The organism is Agrobacterium sp. SORGH_AS_0745, from assembly GCF_030818995.1.
Classification (GTDB): Bacteria; Pseudomonadota; Alphaproteobacteria; order Rhizobiales; family Rhizobiaceae; genus Agrobacterium; species Agrobacterium tumefaciens.
In genome coordinates, this window is the sequence record NZ_JAUTBI010000001.1 from 1,243,353 (window position 1) to 1,257,992 (window position 14,640).

The following is a 14,640-nucleotide window of genomic DNA, read 5'->3' on the forward strand; positions in this document are numbered from 1 at the left end:
AGTTACGGGGTATCGCCCGGCGACCATCCGGGTTCGGCCATCACGAAGCTTGAAAAGGCGAAACCCGGCGAGACGGTGCAGCCGACGAGGGTGAAGTCGCCGAGGCTTTCTGCCGATTGCCAGCAATTGGCAGGTACGATCACCTGCGGGCGCTCGCCTTCCAGAATGTCGGGGCCGAGGGTAAAGGTCTGTACCTCCCTGCCATCTTCGGAAAGATGCAGGGTGATCGGAGCGCCGGCATAATAGTGCCAGACCTCCACCGCATCGGTGACGCGATGCCAGTGAGAGAGCGTCCCCTTTTCCAGAAGATAATAGATCGCCGTTGAATGGCCGCGCTCACCACCTGCCTTGTCGCGAAATGTCTGGTGGTAAAAGCCGCCCTCGGGGTGCGGCTCCAGTTCCAGTTCGCGAATGATCGCTGCCGAAGACAGATCGGCGCCCATCAGAAATTGTCCTTGCGTGTGCGGATTTCGGCAAAGACTTCGGCATCGGTTGCCCCTTCAAGGCCAAGATGACTGCGGATGCCGGCATCGGCCACCCGCATATAAGGGTTGGTCTGTTTTTCCAGCCCGATGGTGGTGGGAATGGTGAATTCATTCGCCTGCCGCGCCTTTTCGACGCTTTCGGCGCGCTCGATTAGAGCCGCGTTATCAGGATCGACGGTGAGCGCGAAACGGGCATTCGAAAGTGTATATTCGTGGCCGAAATAGACTTTCGTGTCATCCGGCAGCGCCATTAACTTCTGGAAAGAGTGCCACATATCTGTTGCCGTACGTTCGAACAGGCGACCGCAACCCATGGCGAAAAGCGTATCGGCGGCAAACAGCAGGCCGTCATCGGGAAGGTAGTAGCAGATATGCCCCGCCGTATGACCGGGTGTGGCAATGACCTGAACGCGCCGTCCGGCAAATTCGAACTCGTCGCCATCGGCCTGGGACCGGTCGAGACCGGGGATCGCAATCGCCTCATCATGTGGGCCATGTATTTCGCACTGGAATTTGTCCTTCAGCGCCAGATTGGCTTCCACATGGTCCTGATGGTGGTGAGTGGTAAAGATATGCGTGAGCTTCCAGCCATGCCCATGAAGAGCCTGCAGGATGGGGCCTTCCTCCGGCGCATCGATCGCGGCGGTCGCCCCGCTTTCTGGATCGTGCAGCAGAACGCCAAAATTATCACTGCGGCAAAGAAAGACGTCTATTTCCAAAGGTTTCATCGTGGTCCTCTCCATTTGCCGGCCTTAGCCGGCGCATTTGTCCGCCTGAATTTCAATGTAGGCGCAGACGCCTTGAAGTCCAACCGCCTGATGCTACATTCTCGCCCATGAACACCGATATCGTCGATCTGCGCGAATTCTATCATTCCCCGCTTGGCCGCTCGGCCGAGCAGGCGATCACCATGGCGCTTTCATCGCTCTGGCCGCCTTTGCCGGAGGAAAGGCTGGTCGGCCTCGGTTACGCCGTGCCGTTTCTGGAGCGGTTCCGTCATGACACGGAGCGCACCTTTGCCTTCATGCCGGCGGGGCAGGGAGCGGTGAACTGGCCGGCAGGCGAGCTTTCCTCCACGGCGCTGGTGTTTGACGAGGAACTGCCGCTACCCGATTCGTCGATAGACCGGGTGTTGATGGTGCATGCTCTGGAATTTGCCGAAAATCCGCGCGAAACCCTGAAAGAACTCTGGCGGGTGCTGGCGCCCGGCGGGCGTCTGGTGATCGTGGTGCCGAACAGGCGTGGGGTCTGGGCACGCATGGAACACACACCTTTCGGCTCGGGCCGGCCCTATTCGCGCGGGCAGTTGACGGCGCTTCTGCGCGAGACCAATTTTACGCCGGGGGCAAGCGCCGAAGCGCTTTTCTTTCCGCCCACCACCAGCCGCCCGGTACTGAAATTCCGCCGATACCTTGAGCTTACCGGCCGCAGGCTCTGGCCGCTGTTTTCCGGCGTTATCGTGGTTGAGGCACAGAAACGTCTCTATCAGGGATTGCCCGTTACCCAGCGCGCCTCACGCCGGGTTTTCGTGCCGGTCCTTGCGCCTCAGGGTGTGCCCACCACCCGCACCGCCGCAAAGCACGGAAAGCCGCGCTGACCCTCGACAAAGGGGCCATTCCGGTCTAATGCCTCCGGCATTGCTTTTGCCGGGCTCCCCGGCGCATTTCCGAAGGTCGATCAAATGAGTGCAGAGCTTAGCCAACCTCTTCCGCGTCCGGGTATTCTGGATATCGCCGCTTATGTTCCCGGCAAGGAACATGTGGATGGCGTCGCGAAGGTTTATAAGCTCTCCTCCAACGAAACGCCGCTCGGGCCAAGCCCGAAGGCGATCGAGGCATTCGCCGCCACCGCCAGCCATCTGGAAATCTATCCCGACGGACAGGCGATTGCGCTGCGTCAGGCGATTGCAGACGTGCATGGCCTCAACATAGCGAATATCATGTGCGGTAACGGCTCGGATGAGCTTCTTGGCCTGCTCTGCCACGTCTATCTGGGTACGGGCGATGAGGCGATCATCACCGAACACGGTTTCCTCGTCTACAAGATCCAGATCATGGGTGCGGGCGCAACGCCGGTGACGGTGAAGGAAAAGGATTGCGCCGTCGATGTGGACGCCATTCTTGCCGCCGTCACGCCAAGGACGAAGATGGTTTTCATCGCCAATCCCGGCAATCCCACCGGCACCTATGTTCCGGTCGCGGAAATCCGCCGCCTTCAGGCTGGTCTGCCGAAACATGTCGTGCTCGTGCTTGATGCGGCTTATGCCGAATATGTACGCAAGAACGACTACGAGGCCGGTCTCGAGCTGGTGTCTGGGAACCGCAACGTGGTGATGACGCGCACCTTCTCCAAGGTTTACGGTCTGGCCGCACTGCGCGTCGGCTGGATGTATGGTCCGGCCGCCATCATCGATGCGCTGAACCGGGTGCGTGGTCCGTTCAACATGAGCGCGCCGGCGATCGCAGCGGGTGCCGCGGCCATCCGCGATCAGGCATTCCTGGAAAAGGCGATCTCTCACAACACGCTCTGGCTGGAGAAACTCACGACGGTCTTCACCGGTCTCGGCCTCAAGGTCACGCCATCAGTCACCAACTTTGTCCTGATCCATTTCCCGGACCAGGATGGCAAGCGTGCACCAGATGCGGACGAGTTCCTGAGCCGCCGCGGTTATATCCTGCGTGCCGTGCGCGGTTACGGTTTCCCCAATGCCTTGCGTATGACGGTTGGTTCGGAAGAAGCCAATCTTGGCGTCATCGCCGCGCTCACCGAGTTCATGGGGCAGGCGTAATGGGCGAGATCATGTTTGAGCGCATCGCGCTTGTTGGCATCGGCCTGATCGGCTCGTCCATTGCGCGCGACATCAAGGAACTGGGTCTTGCCCGGCATGTCACGATTTCCACCCGCAGCGCGGAAACGCTGAAGCGGGCAGAGGAACTGGCGCTTGGAAGCGAGTATACGACATCCGCCGCGCAGGCGGTCAGGGATGCTGATCTTGTGATCGTTTCAGTGCCGGTCGGTTCATCCGGGGCGGTTGCCGAGCAGATCGCGCCGCATCTGAAGCCCGGCGCCATCGTCACCGATGTCGGCTCTACCAAGGCCTCTGTCATCGCGCAGATGGCGCCGCATATGCCTGACAATGTGCATTTCATTCCTGGACATCCGCTGGCGGGTACGGAAAAATCTGGCCCGGATGCCGGTTTTTCCGGTCTTTTCCGCGAGCGCTGGTGCATCTTCACGCCGCTGCCGGGCACGGATGCGGAGGCGCTGGAAAGGCTCAAGGATTTCTGGCGGGCGCTCGGCTCGCGTGTGGATGAAATGGATGCCGAACACCACGACAAGGTTCTGGCGATCGTCTCGCATCTGCCGCACATCATCGCCTACAACATCGTCGGCACGGCGGACGATCTGGAGACGGTAACCGAGTCGGAAGTCATCAAATATTCCGCTTCCGGCTTCCGAGATTTCACGCGTCTCGCCGCCTCGGACCCCACCATGTGGCGCGATGTCTGCCTGCACAACAAGGATGCCATCCTCGAAATGCTGGCACGGTTCTCGGAAGACCTTGCTTCGCTGCAAAGGGCGATCCGCTGGGGGGAGGGCGACAAGTTGTTCGAACTGTTTTCCCGCACACGCTCCATCCGCCGCTCCATCATCGAGGCCGGTCAGGACGTCGATACGCCTGACTTTGGGCGTCACGCGCTGGATCAGAAGAAGTAGGGCGCTGAAGTGATATTGATATCGGCGGCGACGGATGACGATATCGAATGGCTGCTGCGGGAAGACAAATGGATCGATGAGGATTGGTTGCGGCGTTGCGTCGGACGCCGCGAATATCTCGTCGCGAAAGAAGATACGATTCTAGTCGGTTTTCTGCGGTTCTCGATGTTCTGGGGTAAGATCCCCTACATGGACATGATCCGCGTCGTTCCCGAGTTTCGGGGACATGGCGTCGGCGCAACGCTTACAGTTTTTTGGGAAACTCTGATGCGTGAGCAGGGTGCCTCACTGGTGATGACGTCCAGCCAGCAGGACGAGCGGGAACCGCAGATGTGGCATCGTCGCAATGGATACAAAGAAGCCGGCATCCTGCATCTTTCAAAAATTCAGGATGCCGCTGAGGTGTTTTTTACAAAAGCTCTCTGTTAAATCGGCGGGATCTTCCCCAGCGGAATGAAACCGCTGACGGTGGCGCGGCCGCGATCCACCACGAGGTCGACGGACGCCCTGTCGCCGCCGCCGGCGAGTGCGCGGAGCATTTTGCGGGCGGTATCGATGGTGGATTGCAGCTGCGGAAACGCCTGCTTGGCATTGTCCGACCAGGCGTCGAGCTTTTCGATCTCCAGCTTGAACTGGCCGGAGAGATAGCCCTCATTATCGAAGGAGAAAGGGCCGCTGATACGCATGGTGCGGCCTTCGCCGATATCAGCGACCAGCCGGCGAAGCTCGCCGCTCGCACCGTAAAGCCCGGCCGTATCGCTGCCGTCTACCATACCCGCCTTGCCGGCAAGGGTGACATCGGCGATGGCGTTGAGGCGCGGCAGAAGTTGCGGCCAATCCTTGATGACGGTTGACGAGTCGGTCAACGTTATCGCGCCGTCTAGATCGGCGCCGTTCTGGCGCAGATGCATTTCCGTCTTGGCGGCATCGAAATCGATCGTCTGGCCGGTAACGGTGGAAACCGCCTGAGCCTTCAGGCCGTCGATGACAAGCGAGGTACGGTCGATACCCCTAAGCTTGGTGACGATGCTCGACTGCATGTTCTGCCAGAGGGCTGAAACCGTCAGGCCGTGCGCGGTACGGATTTCAGCCGGTGCATCCAGTTCCCAGACAATGTGGCCGGGATTGTAGACTTGCGCTGCGGAACGCAATTCTCCGAACGAGGCTGAAACGCCATTCTGCTTGTCGTCCACCGTTACCTTGGAGCAGAAAAGGCCGATGCGGAACGGATAACCCTTGAACGCAATGTCGCCGCATTCGCCGCTGACGTTTCTGGCCTGCGAAGGCGAGATGACGTTCAGAACTGTCTGCTTCAGCTTGTCGGCGGCATAAAACCACCCGGCCGTGTAAAGTCCGATAACCAGCACGACGGCGATACCAAGCCAGAGGAATTTTTTGACCGTGCCGGATTGGCTTGACGATGCCATATTGATCTCCGATGAACAGACTTCAGATAAATTCGATTTGGCTTGGGATATGGACGATTTTTGGGTCTTTGGCTACGGTTCGTTGATGTGGAACCCGGGCTTTGCCTTTGAGGAAAGGCAGCAGGCGCGGCTGCACGGTTATCGACGCTCCCTCTGCATCAGTTCAAATGTGTACCGCGGCACTGAGGAGAAGCCCGGCCTTGTTCTCGGTCTGGAGCGCGGCGGCTCCTGCCTCGGCGTTGCCTTTCGCGTGCGCGGAGCGGACCATGGTCCGGTCATGGCCTATCTGCGCGAGCGCGAGCTGGTAACGAATGTCTACAAGGAACGCGTCGTTGCCATTGCGCTCGCCGATGGCACGCGCGGCAGTGCCGTGACCTATGTGGCCGATCCCGCCCACGAGCAGTATATTGGTGGTCTGGGTGTCGCGGAAGCGGCTACAATCGTGGCTGCCGCATCGGGCCGGTCCGGCCCGAATGCCGATTACGTCTTCAATACCGTGCAGCATCTGCAGGATATGGGTATTCGCGACACGCTGCTGGAAAGCATTGCCGCCAGTGTCGGCACGATCGCGGTTTAGCCGGCGGGAGTGTCTTGCCCCTGAAGTTCTGCGATACGCTTCACGGCGGTCGGTGGCAGCGGCAGGTGCGGATTGTTGCGCGCGGTCTCCAGCAGCAACTCGTCGCTCGCCTTTTCCGTCACCTCGATCAATGTCTTGAAAAACACGTCCGGGTCCAGTCCCGGCTCGATGGCCGGCAAGATCCGCACCTTGAAATGGCCGGGATAACGCATTGTCGAGCGGCGTGGCCAGAAGAGGCCGGGATGCATGGCGACCGGAATGACGGGGACTTTGAGGTCGCGGTAAAGACGTGCGATGCCATAACGATATTCGGGCTCAGCGCCCGGTGGCCGGCGTGTGCCTTCGGGATAGATTATGAGTTCGCGGCCAGCCGCCATCTCCTCTCTCGCCCGCTCCATGACCTTTAGCATCACCTTGCCGCGCGCGGCGCGGTTGACCGGGATCATGCGCTGCTTCATCGCATACCAGCCGAACAGCGGGATCCACAAAAGCTCGCGCTTCAGAATATAGACCGGATCGGGAAGGTTGGGCAGCAGCGCATAGGTGTCCCAGAAGGACTGGTGTTTGGGGGCGAAGATACAGCCGGTTTCGGGAATGTTTTCCAGCCCCTCGATCTCGAAGGTGGTGCCGACAATGGTCTTCATCAGCCAATGGTTGGATCGCGCCCAGTTCTTGGGGATTTCATAGGCTATTCTGCGCGGCAGGATGAAATAGATCGGCGTGAGCACGATCATGCGGACAATCAGATTGAGATAAAACAGCGTATTGAAAAGAAAAGAGCGCAGCTTGAGCATCGACAGAATTCCCGGGTTGCAGCCGTTCCGAAGCTCAGGCGCGCCTCGATGCCGGATGCCGATGCCAGACGCCTACACGAAAACAAGGCTCCGCAGCAAGCGTGTTCTCTCCGTTCTTTCCATTCACGGGGAAGAGGTTGCCGCCTTGATCGTGGGGTGATCGGCGCCCGCCTTGCGCAACCCGTCGCCCTTGCCGAGCCCGGTCAGGTCGCGTCCTGCTGCAATCACGAATTTCATGTATTCGTAGAGCATGGTCCGGACCACATCCGGCTCCGCGAACCAGTTGGTGCGGGCAAGGTCGGCGCTGATAACGGGATAGGCGATGAATTGGGTCTGCGGGCTGGCATTGTGCAGTTCATGCAGGCTGCGATGCATATGGTAATTGTTGGTGACGACGACGATGGAGGAATAACCGTGGTCGCGTATCCAGCTCGCCGCCTCATTGGCGTTGCCGATGGTGTCTATGGCCTTGTAGCCCATGTCCACGCAGCAGGAAAACATGTCCGAAGAGCCTTGCGTCATCTTGCGGATTTGCGTGCGGGTGGTGGCCGGGTTGACGCCGGAAATCAGAAGGCGCTTGCCAACGCCGTCCCGCAGCAGGCCGACCGCCTGTTCGATGCGCTGGTAACCGCCGGTCAGAACGATGATCGCGTCGCCCTTGGCGCCTTCGGGCGGGCGCATGGAGGCGACTGAATCTGCGAACCACAAAAAACCGCCGGAAAAAGCCCCGAGAGTAATGACGCAAAGCAGGATGAGACCGCGAATAAAACGGCGCAGGCGACTTCGCCGCGACAACAGGCCCTTTTTTGCCTGTCGCGTGGTCGTCTGCTCCTGATCATGGTCCGTCCGACTCACAAACATTCCTCCTGAATACTCGCCGATTAAGGCAAGGAACAGGCATTTTTGTCCACCGTCCGCAAGTTACATCCGGCGTGTGAAGGGTGCAGTTTCCTCGCGAGATCCGGGAGACGGCGTCACGATGCGACACCGTCGCTTTTAGACGGATCGGAGCGGACGCGGTCGATATCATCGATCGTGCGGATGACCGTCACACGCGCGGTGATGGTGGTGAGCAGCGCGATGATGATCATCGTCGTGGCGATGCCGATATAACCACTGAGGCCAACGGAAAAGGAGCCGAAAAGCGCACTTGCCTGATCGCTTTGCGGCGTTGCAACCGTGCTCGATTGCCAGAAACCGGCGGCAAGGAAAACTGCCGCTGCGAGGGCGCTGCCCGCTGCCGCACCTTTCAGGCTGATCTTCAGGAAGTGCTTCTGGAATTCCCGCGCGACGAAGCTGCTTTCGGCGCCGACGAAATGCAGCACCTCGACGATGTGCCGGTTGCCGGAAAGCGCGCCGCGCGTTGCAAACACCACCGTCAGCACCATGGCGGTGAAGACGAGGATCAGGACCCCGACGCCGATCATGACGGTGGTCCTGGCCATGGAGACGAGCCTGTCGACCCATGTACGGTGGTCATCCAGAAACGCCTGTGGAATTTCAGCCTTCAGCATATCGCGCATGGCCTGAAAATCGGGCGGGTGGTTTTCATCGATGGTAATCACGACGAGGCGCGGCACCGGCAGTTCGGAAAGATCGAGGCCACTGCCGAGCCACGGCTCCAGAAGACGCGCGGTGGCGGCGTCATCGAGGATCGTGCCATCCCGCGTGCCGACGAAAGTGAGCGCCAGAGAACGTGCCTTGGTGAGCGCTGCATTCATGTCCAGCCCGTCCTCGGGTTTGATCTGAATGGTGATTTCGCGGGAAATCTGGCTCTGCCAGGTGGCGGCGGTGGCACGCACCATGGAAACGGCACCAAGCGTCAGGCAGGCGAGAAAGGCCATGATGGCGATCACCACCATCAGCGCGTTGCCCTGAATGTTGGAGGGCGGCAGAATGGGTGCCATCGGGCGGATACGCATCGGCGGCCGCTTCGGTGCGGTCGCCTCTGGTCTTAACTGTTTGCGGTTGATCTCATTCATAGATGTCGAGCCGCCCTTCGGTGAGGATCATCCGGCGTGCGTCGATCTGGTCCATCAGGCCGAAATCATGGGTGGCGATGACCACAGCGGTACCCAGCCGGTTGAGCTCCAGAAAGAGGTTGAGAAGGCGCTTGGCCATCGGCGGGTCGACGTTGCCGGTCGGCTCGTCGGCCAGCAAAATTTCCGGCTGGTCCATCAATGCGCGGGCAATGGCGGCGCGTTGCTTTTCCCCACCGGAGAGGATGGCCGGAAGCACATTGATGCGCTCGCCAAGCCCGACCCATTTCAGAAGCTCGATAACGTCGTTGCGGTAGGCGCTTTCTTCCTTGCCGCGCACACGCAGCGGCAGGGCGACATTCTCATAGGTCGTCAGATGATCGAGCAGCCGGAAATCCTGAAAGACGATCCCGACGCGGCGGCGCAGCATGGGCAGCTCGCTGCGCGGAATGCGCGACACATCGCGGTTGAACATGCGGATATTGCCGCGTGTGGGCTGCAGCGACATCAGCAGCAGGCGCAGGAACGTGGTTTTGCCGGCACCGGAAGGGCCGGTCAGAAACTGGAACGAACCCTTGGGAATGTCGAAGGTCATGTCCCTCAGGATTTCGGGGCCCATGCCGTAACGCAACCCGACATTTTCGAAATGGATCAACGGACTTCCAGTCTCTTCGTTTCGTGGTGGTTCGCAAACCGCTGGCGCGTGAGGCCCGGATGCGCCGTTTAACCCGGTTCCGGTAGCCTATGCGAGCCGTTTTTGCGAAGCATTAACCAATTAAATTTAAAACTTGGCAGGATTCGTTGCAATGCCCAGTTTTGCGGGCCGGAAAACCTCACCCAAGGAATTCTATGGCTATGTTCCGTTCATCTCGCCGGCAAGCGGCATTCGATTTCGACCTCCTGATGCCGGAAGCGCCAGTGCGCCGTACGGCGCGGGCAACCCACACCGGCCCCGATGTGGTAGACGCGGAATTTGTCACCATCAAGGAAAACCGTGTCCGTCAGCCCGGAAACGATAATCGCGGCGCGATGCGCCGTCAGATGGAAAAACCGCCCGTCACCGCCAGTGCTCTTGGTTACGCGTTCATCGGCTGGGTGGACCGCAAATTGTCGCGCCTGTCTGTGGATGCCTATTCGGCGCTGGTTGCGGCGCTCGTCATTTTTGTTTTCATCTGCTCAGGCGGCCTGTCGGTGGTCGTGCCGGAAAAGCCGATCGTTGCGGCCGCAAACCCGCTTGCCATTTCCCATGTCACCATCACGCCGCAGGAGGCTGGCGGCATGGATGTCCTGCTCATCAACGGTATTGTGGAGAACAACGGTGCCGCTCTGGAAGAGGTGCCGGCACTTCGCGCCGACCTCTTCGTTGCCAAGGGGCAACTGGTCGCCAGCATGGTCATCGAACCGCCGGTCAGGCAGATGCAGCCCGGTTTCAGCCACGGATTTTCGGCAAAGTTGCGCCATCCCGGTGGAAAAACGCCTGAGATCAAGCTTTCCTTCGTCGAAGCGGGTGCTTCCGAACGTTGACTGTGCTAACGCGTGGTCTTCGTATTTTTACTGAAAGGTAAAATCGGCAAGGCGCAGCACAGGAGAAAGAATGCCCGTCGTCCGTGGAAAAAACATTGAGCCGCTTTACACCGCCGAGCAGATTGCCGAGCGCAATCGCGACATGGCCAAGCATATAGCGAGCGGCCCGACCAAGGATTTGCTGGTCATCGCCGTGCTCAAGGGATCGTTCATTTTCGCGGCCGATCTCATCCGCGCGCTGCATGACAGCGGCCTTGCCCCCGAAGTCGAATTCATCACGCTTTCGAGCTACGGTGCCGGCACCGTTTCGCAAGGGGTGAAGATCGTCAAGGATATCGACAGCGACGTGAAGGACCGCGATGTTCTTCTGATCGACGATATTCTCGAATCCGGCCGCACGCTGCGTTTCGCCAAGGAACTGCTTTACGAACGTGGCGCCCGTCACGTCACCATCGCCGTGCTGCTCGACAAGAAGGTCAAGCGCAAGGAAGATCTGGAGGCCGACTATGTCGGTTTCGAATGTCCCGATTATTTCGTCGTGGGTTACGGCATGGATGTGGCTTACGCCTTCCGCGAACTGCCCTTCGTAGGCGTCGTCACGGGCGACGCCTGACGATTTCTGCCGTGCCGGGATGGGACATGCCGGAGACGCCTCATTAACCATTCACCCAGCGAAACCCTGGGTGTTTACCTCTTGAAAAGAGGAGCCTGCGATGTTGCTCACGGCTGGAAATGATGCCCAGGAGCAATGATTAATGGCGAAGATTCTGATTACCGAAGATGAGGATGCATTGCGGGCTTTCGTTGCCCGTGCGCTGCGTCTCGACGGTCACGAGACCCACGAGGCGGCAGACGGCGAGCAGGGGCTGGAAAAGCTTCAGGAAACCAATTTCGATCTCCTTCTTTCGGATATCCGCATGCCGGTCATGGATGGCATCGAGCTGGCGCACCGCGCCGCCGAACGCTTCCCGGCCATGCGCATCCTGTTGATGACGGGTTATGCCGAACAGCGCGAACGCGCTGATGATCTGGCAGAAAAGATCGTGGACGTGGTTTCAAAACCTTTTGCGCTTCCGGATATCCGCAAGGCTGTTGCGCGGGCGCTTGCGGCCTGAGCGATAAGGCTACAGAGATTTGAGAAAGGGCGGCCCTTTGGGCCGCCTTTTTTTGTTGCGGAGTTATCAACTCTCTCCGCCGTCATGCTCGGGACAAGGCCGAGGATGACGTGGAGTGTTTGATAAGCTGGCCTTTCCTAAAAAATGCGCGAGGTTAAACACGCCCGATCGCTAGGAATGGCGGCCTCCATCCTCACCGTATATCCAGCAACCGCTCCAGATAACGCCGCTCGATTTCACCCGGCGGGTTGTTGCCGAGCTTTTCCCGGATAGCCTCGAGAATTTCGCGGGCGCGCTGCACGTCGATCTCATCAGGCACCTTCACCTGGTCGCCGAAATCGGGGCCGGTTGTGCTGCGCGGACGGCCGAGTGGATCGCGGCCGTTCTGTCCGCCTTGGCCCGCCATGCCTTCCTGCCCCTGTCCGGGCTGCTGTCCCTGCTGGCGCATGGCCTGCATGATCTGGCCCATCATATCCTGCGCGCCCTGTCGCAGCGCGTTCAGCGCATTGCCCTGACCTTCGACCGCCTGTTCGCCCTGGCTTTTGCCGAGTGCTTCGCCGGCGCCTTCCATTTCCTGCTGCGCCTTGCCGAAGTTTTCGCCCGGCTCCATGCCGAGATCACGAAGGCCCTGCTGCAATTCGCCCAGCTGCTTGCCCAGCGCGTCCTGCTGCGCCCTCAGATTTTTCAGCGCCTCGCGCAATTGTTCGGCGGTCATCTGCTCGCTCGGCTGTCCGCCTTGCTGGCCGTTCTCGCCCTGCTGGCCCTGCTGGCCCTGTTGCGGTGATTCACCGTTTTCACCCGTCTGCGGGTCCTGACCTTCGCCGCCATCCTGCGGGTCGCCGCGCTGCATGCGGTCACGCAGCGCCTGATCGAGCTTGAAGGTCTCGTCCATCAGCTTCTGCTGCTGTTGCAGAATTTCCCCCAGCTTGTCGATCTGCTGGCGCATCTTGCTGCTTTGCTGCTGCCCCTGCTGGCCCTGACGTTGCGGCCGTCCCGCCTGCAGGTTGTTCATCATGCGTTGCAGCTGCGAGAGCATTTCCTGTGCTGCGTCACGGTTGCCGGAGCGCGCGAGGTTTTCGATCTGGTTCATCATGTTTTCGAGATCGCGCTGCCGCAAGACGTTTTGTGCCTGCTGGTTCATGTTGGCTTGCGGCGCATTCTGCATGCGCTGTGCAAGCTCGCTCATGAACTGCTGCATCGCCTCACGCAGTTCCTGCATCAGCTTGGCGACTTCCTCATCGGAGGCATTGCGCTGAAGCGCCTCGGAAAGCGCTGTCTGCGCATCACGCAGGCGTTTTTCCGCCTGCGAAAGATCACCATCCTCGATGCCGAGCGCGATCTCCCAGAGATAATCGGCGGTGTTCTTCAGCATCTCCTCATTATAGGCGAGCCGCATGCGGGTCTGCGCCGATTGCAGCAGGAGATAGTGCGTGGTGTTGGGAATGGTTTCATCCGGACGCAGACCAACCGCCTCGTTATAGGCGATCGCCTTTGGCATCTGGCGCGTGTCGAGCGAGAATATCTGCCGCTGTTCGGCAACCGAAGCCGCCAGCGGTTCAGAGAAATTGCGGCCCGGCAGCACCATTTCATGCGCGGGGCTGCGGCCGGTCTGGCCGGCACCATCTGTTGCCACCAGCGTGATGCGCACGCGCTTACCTGCCATGGGATGTTCGGTCAGGTTGCGGCTGGTCAGCCCCTTGATCTCGCGGTTGTTCTGCCGCGGCAGGTCGAGCTTGAATTCCGGCGGCGGGTAAAGTGCTGTTGCACCCTCCGCAACGCCAAGCGGCTCGATGATGGCGTGGGCTTCCTTGATGCCATAGTCGTCCTTGGCGGTGAAACCCACCTCCAGCGCACCATTGACGGCGCGGCGCGGCATGTTGTCGAAGCCGATGGTCGGTGGCTGGTCAGGAATGACGTTGAACACCCATTGTTCGCCATTGGCGGTGATCATGCCGCTTTCGGTCACATCCATTGCAAAGGTGCGCGGTGTGACAGGTTGATCCGGCGCGCGTTTTTCTGTCTGTGCCGCCACATCGCCACTTGCGCTGTCGGCGCGCGCCGCTTCGGGGGCAAGCTTCTGCAGGGCGCCGGCGGTCTCAGGCTCGAAGGTCACTTCCTCGCCGCCATCGCCACCGGTCATGCGGATCGTCAGTTTGGAGGATTGCGGCACGGACACCGCGTCGTGGCCAGTCGCATCGCGCCCTGTCAGAAAAATCGGGGCGCGGCCGGTATAGGCGGGCGGCGTGACCCAGGCGTCGAGACGGATATCGGGATTGAGCGGACCGGCTGCCGGCCGGCTACGGAAGGCATCTGCAATCGTGCCTGCACCATTGGAATAGGAAAAACCGAAGGCGACAACCAGAAAAAGGGCGGGAATGGCGCGTAGTGCCGAGCGGTCGTAACGGGCGATATCTGGTTTCGGCAGGCCGGCATTCAGCGCGGCGATGCGTTCCGCCATACGGATCTGGTGTTCTTTCCACAAGGCGCGGGAAATGGGGGTGTCCAACGCCGGTTCGTCTTCCTGCACGCCGACTGGCTGGTGAGCGAGACCATTGCGTTCTTCCAGAAGGCGGGACGCGTCGTTGTCTGTCGGCCATTTCAGCCGGACGATTGGCAGGATGGTGCTGATGAAACCGAAAACCAGCAGGAAAACGATGCCCAGCCGCACGAAGTCAGGCATTTGCCGGTAGAGGCCGAACCATGCGAGCGCTAGAAACGCGGCGGCGATGGAAAGCGGCCACAGCGTCTTCGGTGCTACTCTTTCCGAAAACAACACGATTTTTGCGAAGAAGCGTTTAGCCGCAACCCGGCGGGCAAGATCCGGCCGCTGCGCGAATGCGCCGGTAGGGCGCTTTCTGCCTGTCCTGTCCTCTCCGGCTGTGGTCATCAATCCGTTCTCCCGGTTCTGGCCACGTCAAACGCCATTCCCGGAACGGCGAGCTGCTTGTATTATGAGAAGCAAGGATAACATTCTTTGTGGCGAAGACGAGGGCAAGTGGATGCTCACCCCCATTTTTTAGGC

The 14,640-nt window shown here is 59.9% G+C and carries 16 protein-coding genes; 8 read left to right on the plus strand and 8 right to left on the minus strand.

The features are described from left to right. Positions 1-2 precede the first annotated feature (2 nt). Together QE432_RS05705 and gloB are read right to left on the minus strand one after the other, a co-directional pair. Positions 3-443, minus strand: a complete 441-nt coding sequence (locus tag QE432_RS05705) for a cupin domain-containing protein (protein WP_065662475.1) — start codon at positions 441-443, stop codon at positions 3-5. Then, positions 443-1,213, minus strand: coding sequence for a hydroxyacylglutathione hydrolase (gene gloB / locus QE432_RS05710; RefSeq protein ID WP_003511345.1), 771 nt, complete (start codon positions 1,211-1,213; stop codon positions 443-445). The genes QE432_RS05705 and gloB overlap by 1 nt, the downstream gene beginning before the upstream one ends. A 107-nt stretch (positions 1,214-1,320) precedes the next feature. On the opposite strand from gloB, the gene QE432_RS05715 reads away from it, so the two are divergent. The 4 genes from QE432_RS05715 to QE432_RS05730 all read left to right on the plus strand — a co-directional run bounded on the left by QE432_RS05715 (position 1,321) and on the right by QE432_RS05730 (position 4,631). After that, the gene (locus tag QE432_RS05715) at positions 1,321-2,082 is read left to right on the plus strand and encodes a class I SAM-dependent methyltransferase (protein ID WP_003511344.1); all 762 of its coding nucleotides are present in this window, start codon (positions 1,321-1,323) and stop codon (positions 2,080-2,082) included. An 84-nt stretch (positions 2,083-2,166) separates the two neighbouring features. Then, on the plus strand, positions 2,167-3,273 hold the full coding sequence (gene hisC, locus QE432_RS05720; RefSeq protein WP_003511343.1) for a histidinol-phosphate transaminase: 1,107 nt from the start codon (positions 2,167-2,169) through the stop codon (positions 3,271-3,273). After that, complete coding sequence (locus QE432_RS05725) at positions 3,273-4,202, plus strand: prephenate/arogenate dehydrogenase family protein (protein ID WP_003511341.1); 930 nt, start codon at positions 3,273-3,275, stop codon at positions 4,200-4,202. Before hisC ends, QE432_RS05725 begins: the two co-directional genes overlap by 1 nt. 9 nt (positions 4,203-4,211) lie before the next feature. After that, positions 4,212-4,631: a GNAT family N-acetyltransferase gene (locus tag QE432_RS05730; protein WP_013761790.1), complete on the plus strand. Its 420-nt coding sequence runs from the start codon at positions 4,212-4,214 to the stop codon at positions 4,629-4,631. On the opposite strand, the gene QE432_RS05735 is transcribed toward QE432_RS05730, so the two are convergent. Beyond that, positions 4,628-5,629 (minus strand): DUF2125 domain-containing protein, encoded by a 1,002-nt coding sequence (locus tag QE432_RS05735; RefSeq protein WP_013761789.1) that lies wholly within the window; start codon positions 5,627-5,629, stop codon positions 4,628-4,630. The two genes, QE432_RS05730 and QE432_RS05735, sit on opposite strands and share 4 nt — an antisense overlap. 49 nt (positions 5,630-5,678) lie before the next feature. Between QE432_RS05735 and QE432_RS05740 the strand changes: the two genes are divergently transcribed. Next, positions 5,679-6,206, plus strand: coding sequence for a gamma-glutamylcyclotransferase (locus QE432_RS05740; protein WP_065704540.1), 528 nt, complete (start codon positions 5,679-5,681; stop codon positions 6,204-6,206). Here the strand turns inward: QE432_RS05740 and QE432_RS05745 are convergent. The 4 genes from QE432_RS05745 to ftsE form a co-directional block, all read right to left on the minus strand. Then, positions 6,203-7,000: a lysophospholipid acyltransferase family protein gene (locus tag QE432_RS05745; protein ID WP_025595414.1), complete on the minus strand. Its 798-nt coding sequence runs from the start codon at positions 6,998-7,000 to the stop codon at positions 6,203-6,205. The two genes, QE432_RS05740 and QE432_RS05745, sit on opposite strands and share 4 nt — an antisense overlap. Positions 7,001-7,123: 123 nt before the next feature. Then, positions 7,124-7,861, minus strand: a complete 738-nt coding sequence (locus QE432_RS05750) for a YdcF family protein (RefSeq protein ID WP_003511336.1) — start codon at positions 7,859-7,861, stop codon at positions 7,124-7,126. A gap of 113 nt (positions 7,862-7,974) precedes the next feature. Continuing rightward, on the minus strand, positions 7,975-8,982 hold the full coding sequence (locus QE432_RS05755) for a cell division protein FtsX (protein WP_065687913.1): 1,008 nt from the start codon (positions 8,980-8,982) through the stop codon (positions 7,975-7,977). Continuing rightward, positions 8,975-9,634: a cell division ATP-binding protein FtsE gene (gene ftsE / locus QE432_RS05760; RefSeq protein ID WP_003511334.1), complete on the minus strand. Its 660-nt coding sequence runs from the start codon at positions 9,632-9,634 to the stop codon at positions 8,975-8,977. Before ftsE ends, QE432_RS05755 begins: the two co-directional genes overlap by 8 nt. Positions 9,635-9,834: 200 nt before the next feature. On the opposite strand from ftsE, the gene QE432_RS05765 reads away from it, so the two are divergent. From QE432_RS05765 to QE432_RS05775, 3 genes are all read left to right on the plus strand, one after another. Next, complete coding sequence (locus tag QE432_RS05765; protein WP_065704418.1) at positions 9,835-10,503, plus strand: hypothetical protein; 669 nt, start codon at positions 9,835-9,837, stop codon at positions 10,501-10,503. Between the two features lie 70 nt (positions 10,504-10,573). Next, a complete protein-coding gene (gene hpt, locus QE432_RS05770) occupies positions 10,574-11,116 on the plus strand; it encodes a hypoxanthine phosphoribosyltransferase (RefSeq protein ID WP_003511330.1) in 543 nt (180 codons plus the stop codon). Between the two features lie 142 nt (positions 11,117-11,258). Next, positions 11,259-11,618 carry a response regulator gene (locus QE432_RS05775; protein ID WP_003511329.1) on the plus strand — a complete coding sequence of 120 codons (360 nt, stop codon included), beginning with the start codon at positions 11,259-11,261 and terminating at the stop codon, positions 11,616-11,618. A gap of 193 nt (positions 11,619-11,811) precedes the next feature. Here QE432_RS05775 and QE432_RS05780 read toward each other — a convergent pair whose 3' ends face one another. After that, positions 11,812-14,505 (minus strand): TIGR02302 family protein, encoded by a 2,694-nt coding sequence (locus QE432_RS05780; protein WP_065704416.1) that lies wholly within the window; start codon positions 14,503-14,505, stop codon positions 11,812-11,814. Between the last annotated feature and the right edge of the window lie 135 nt (positions 14,506-14,640).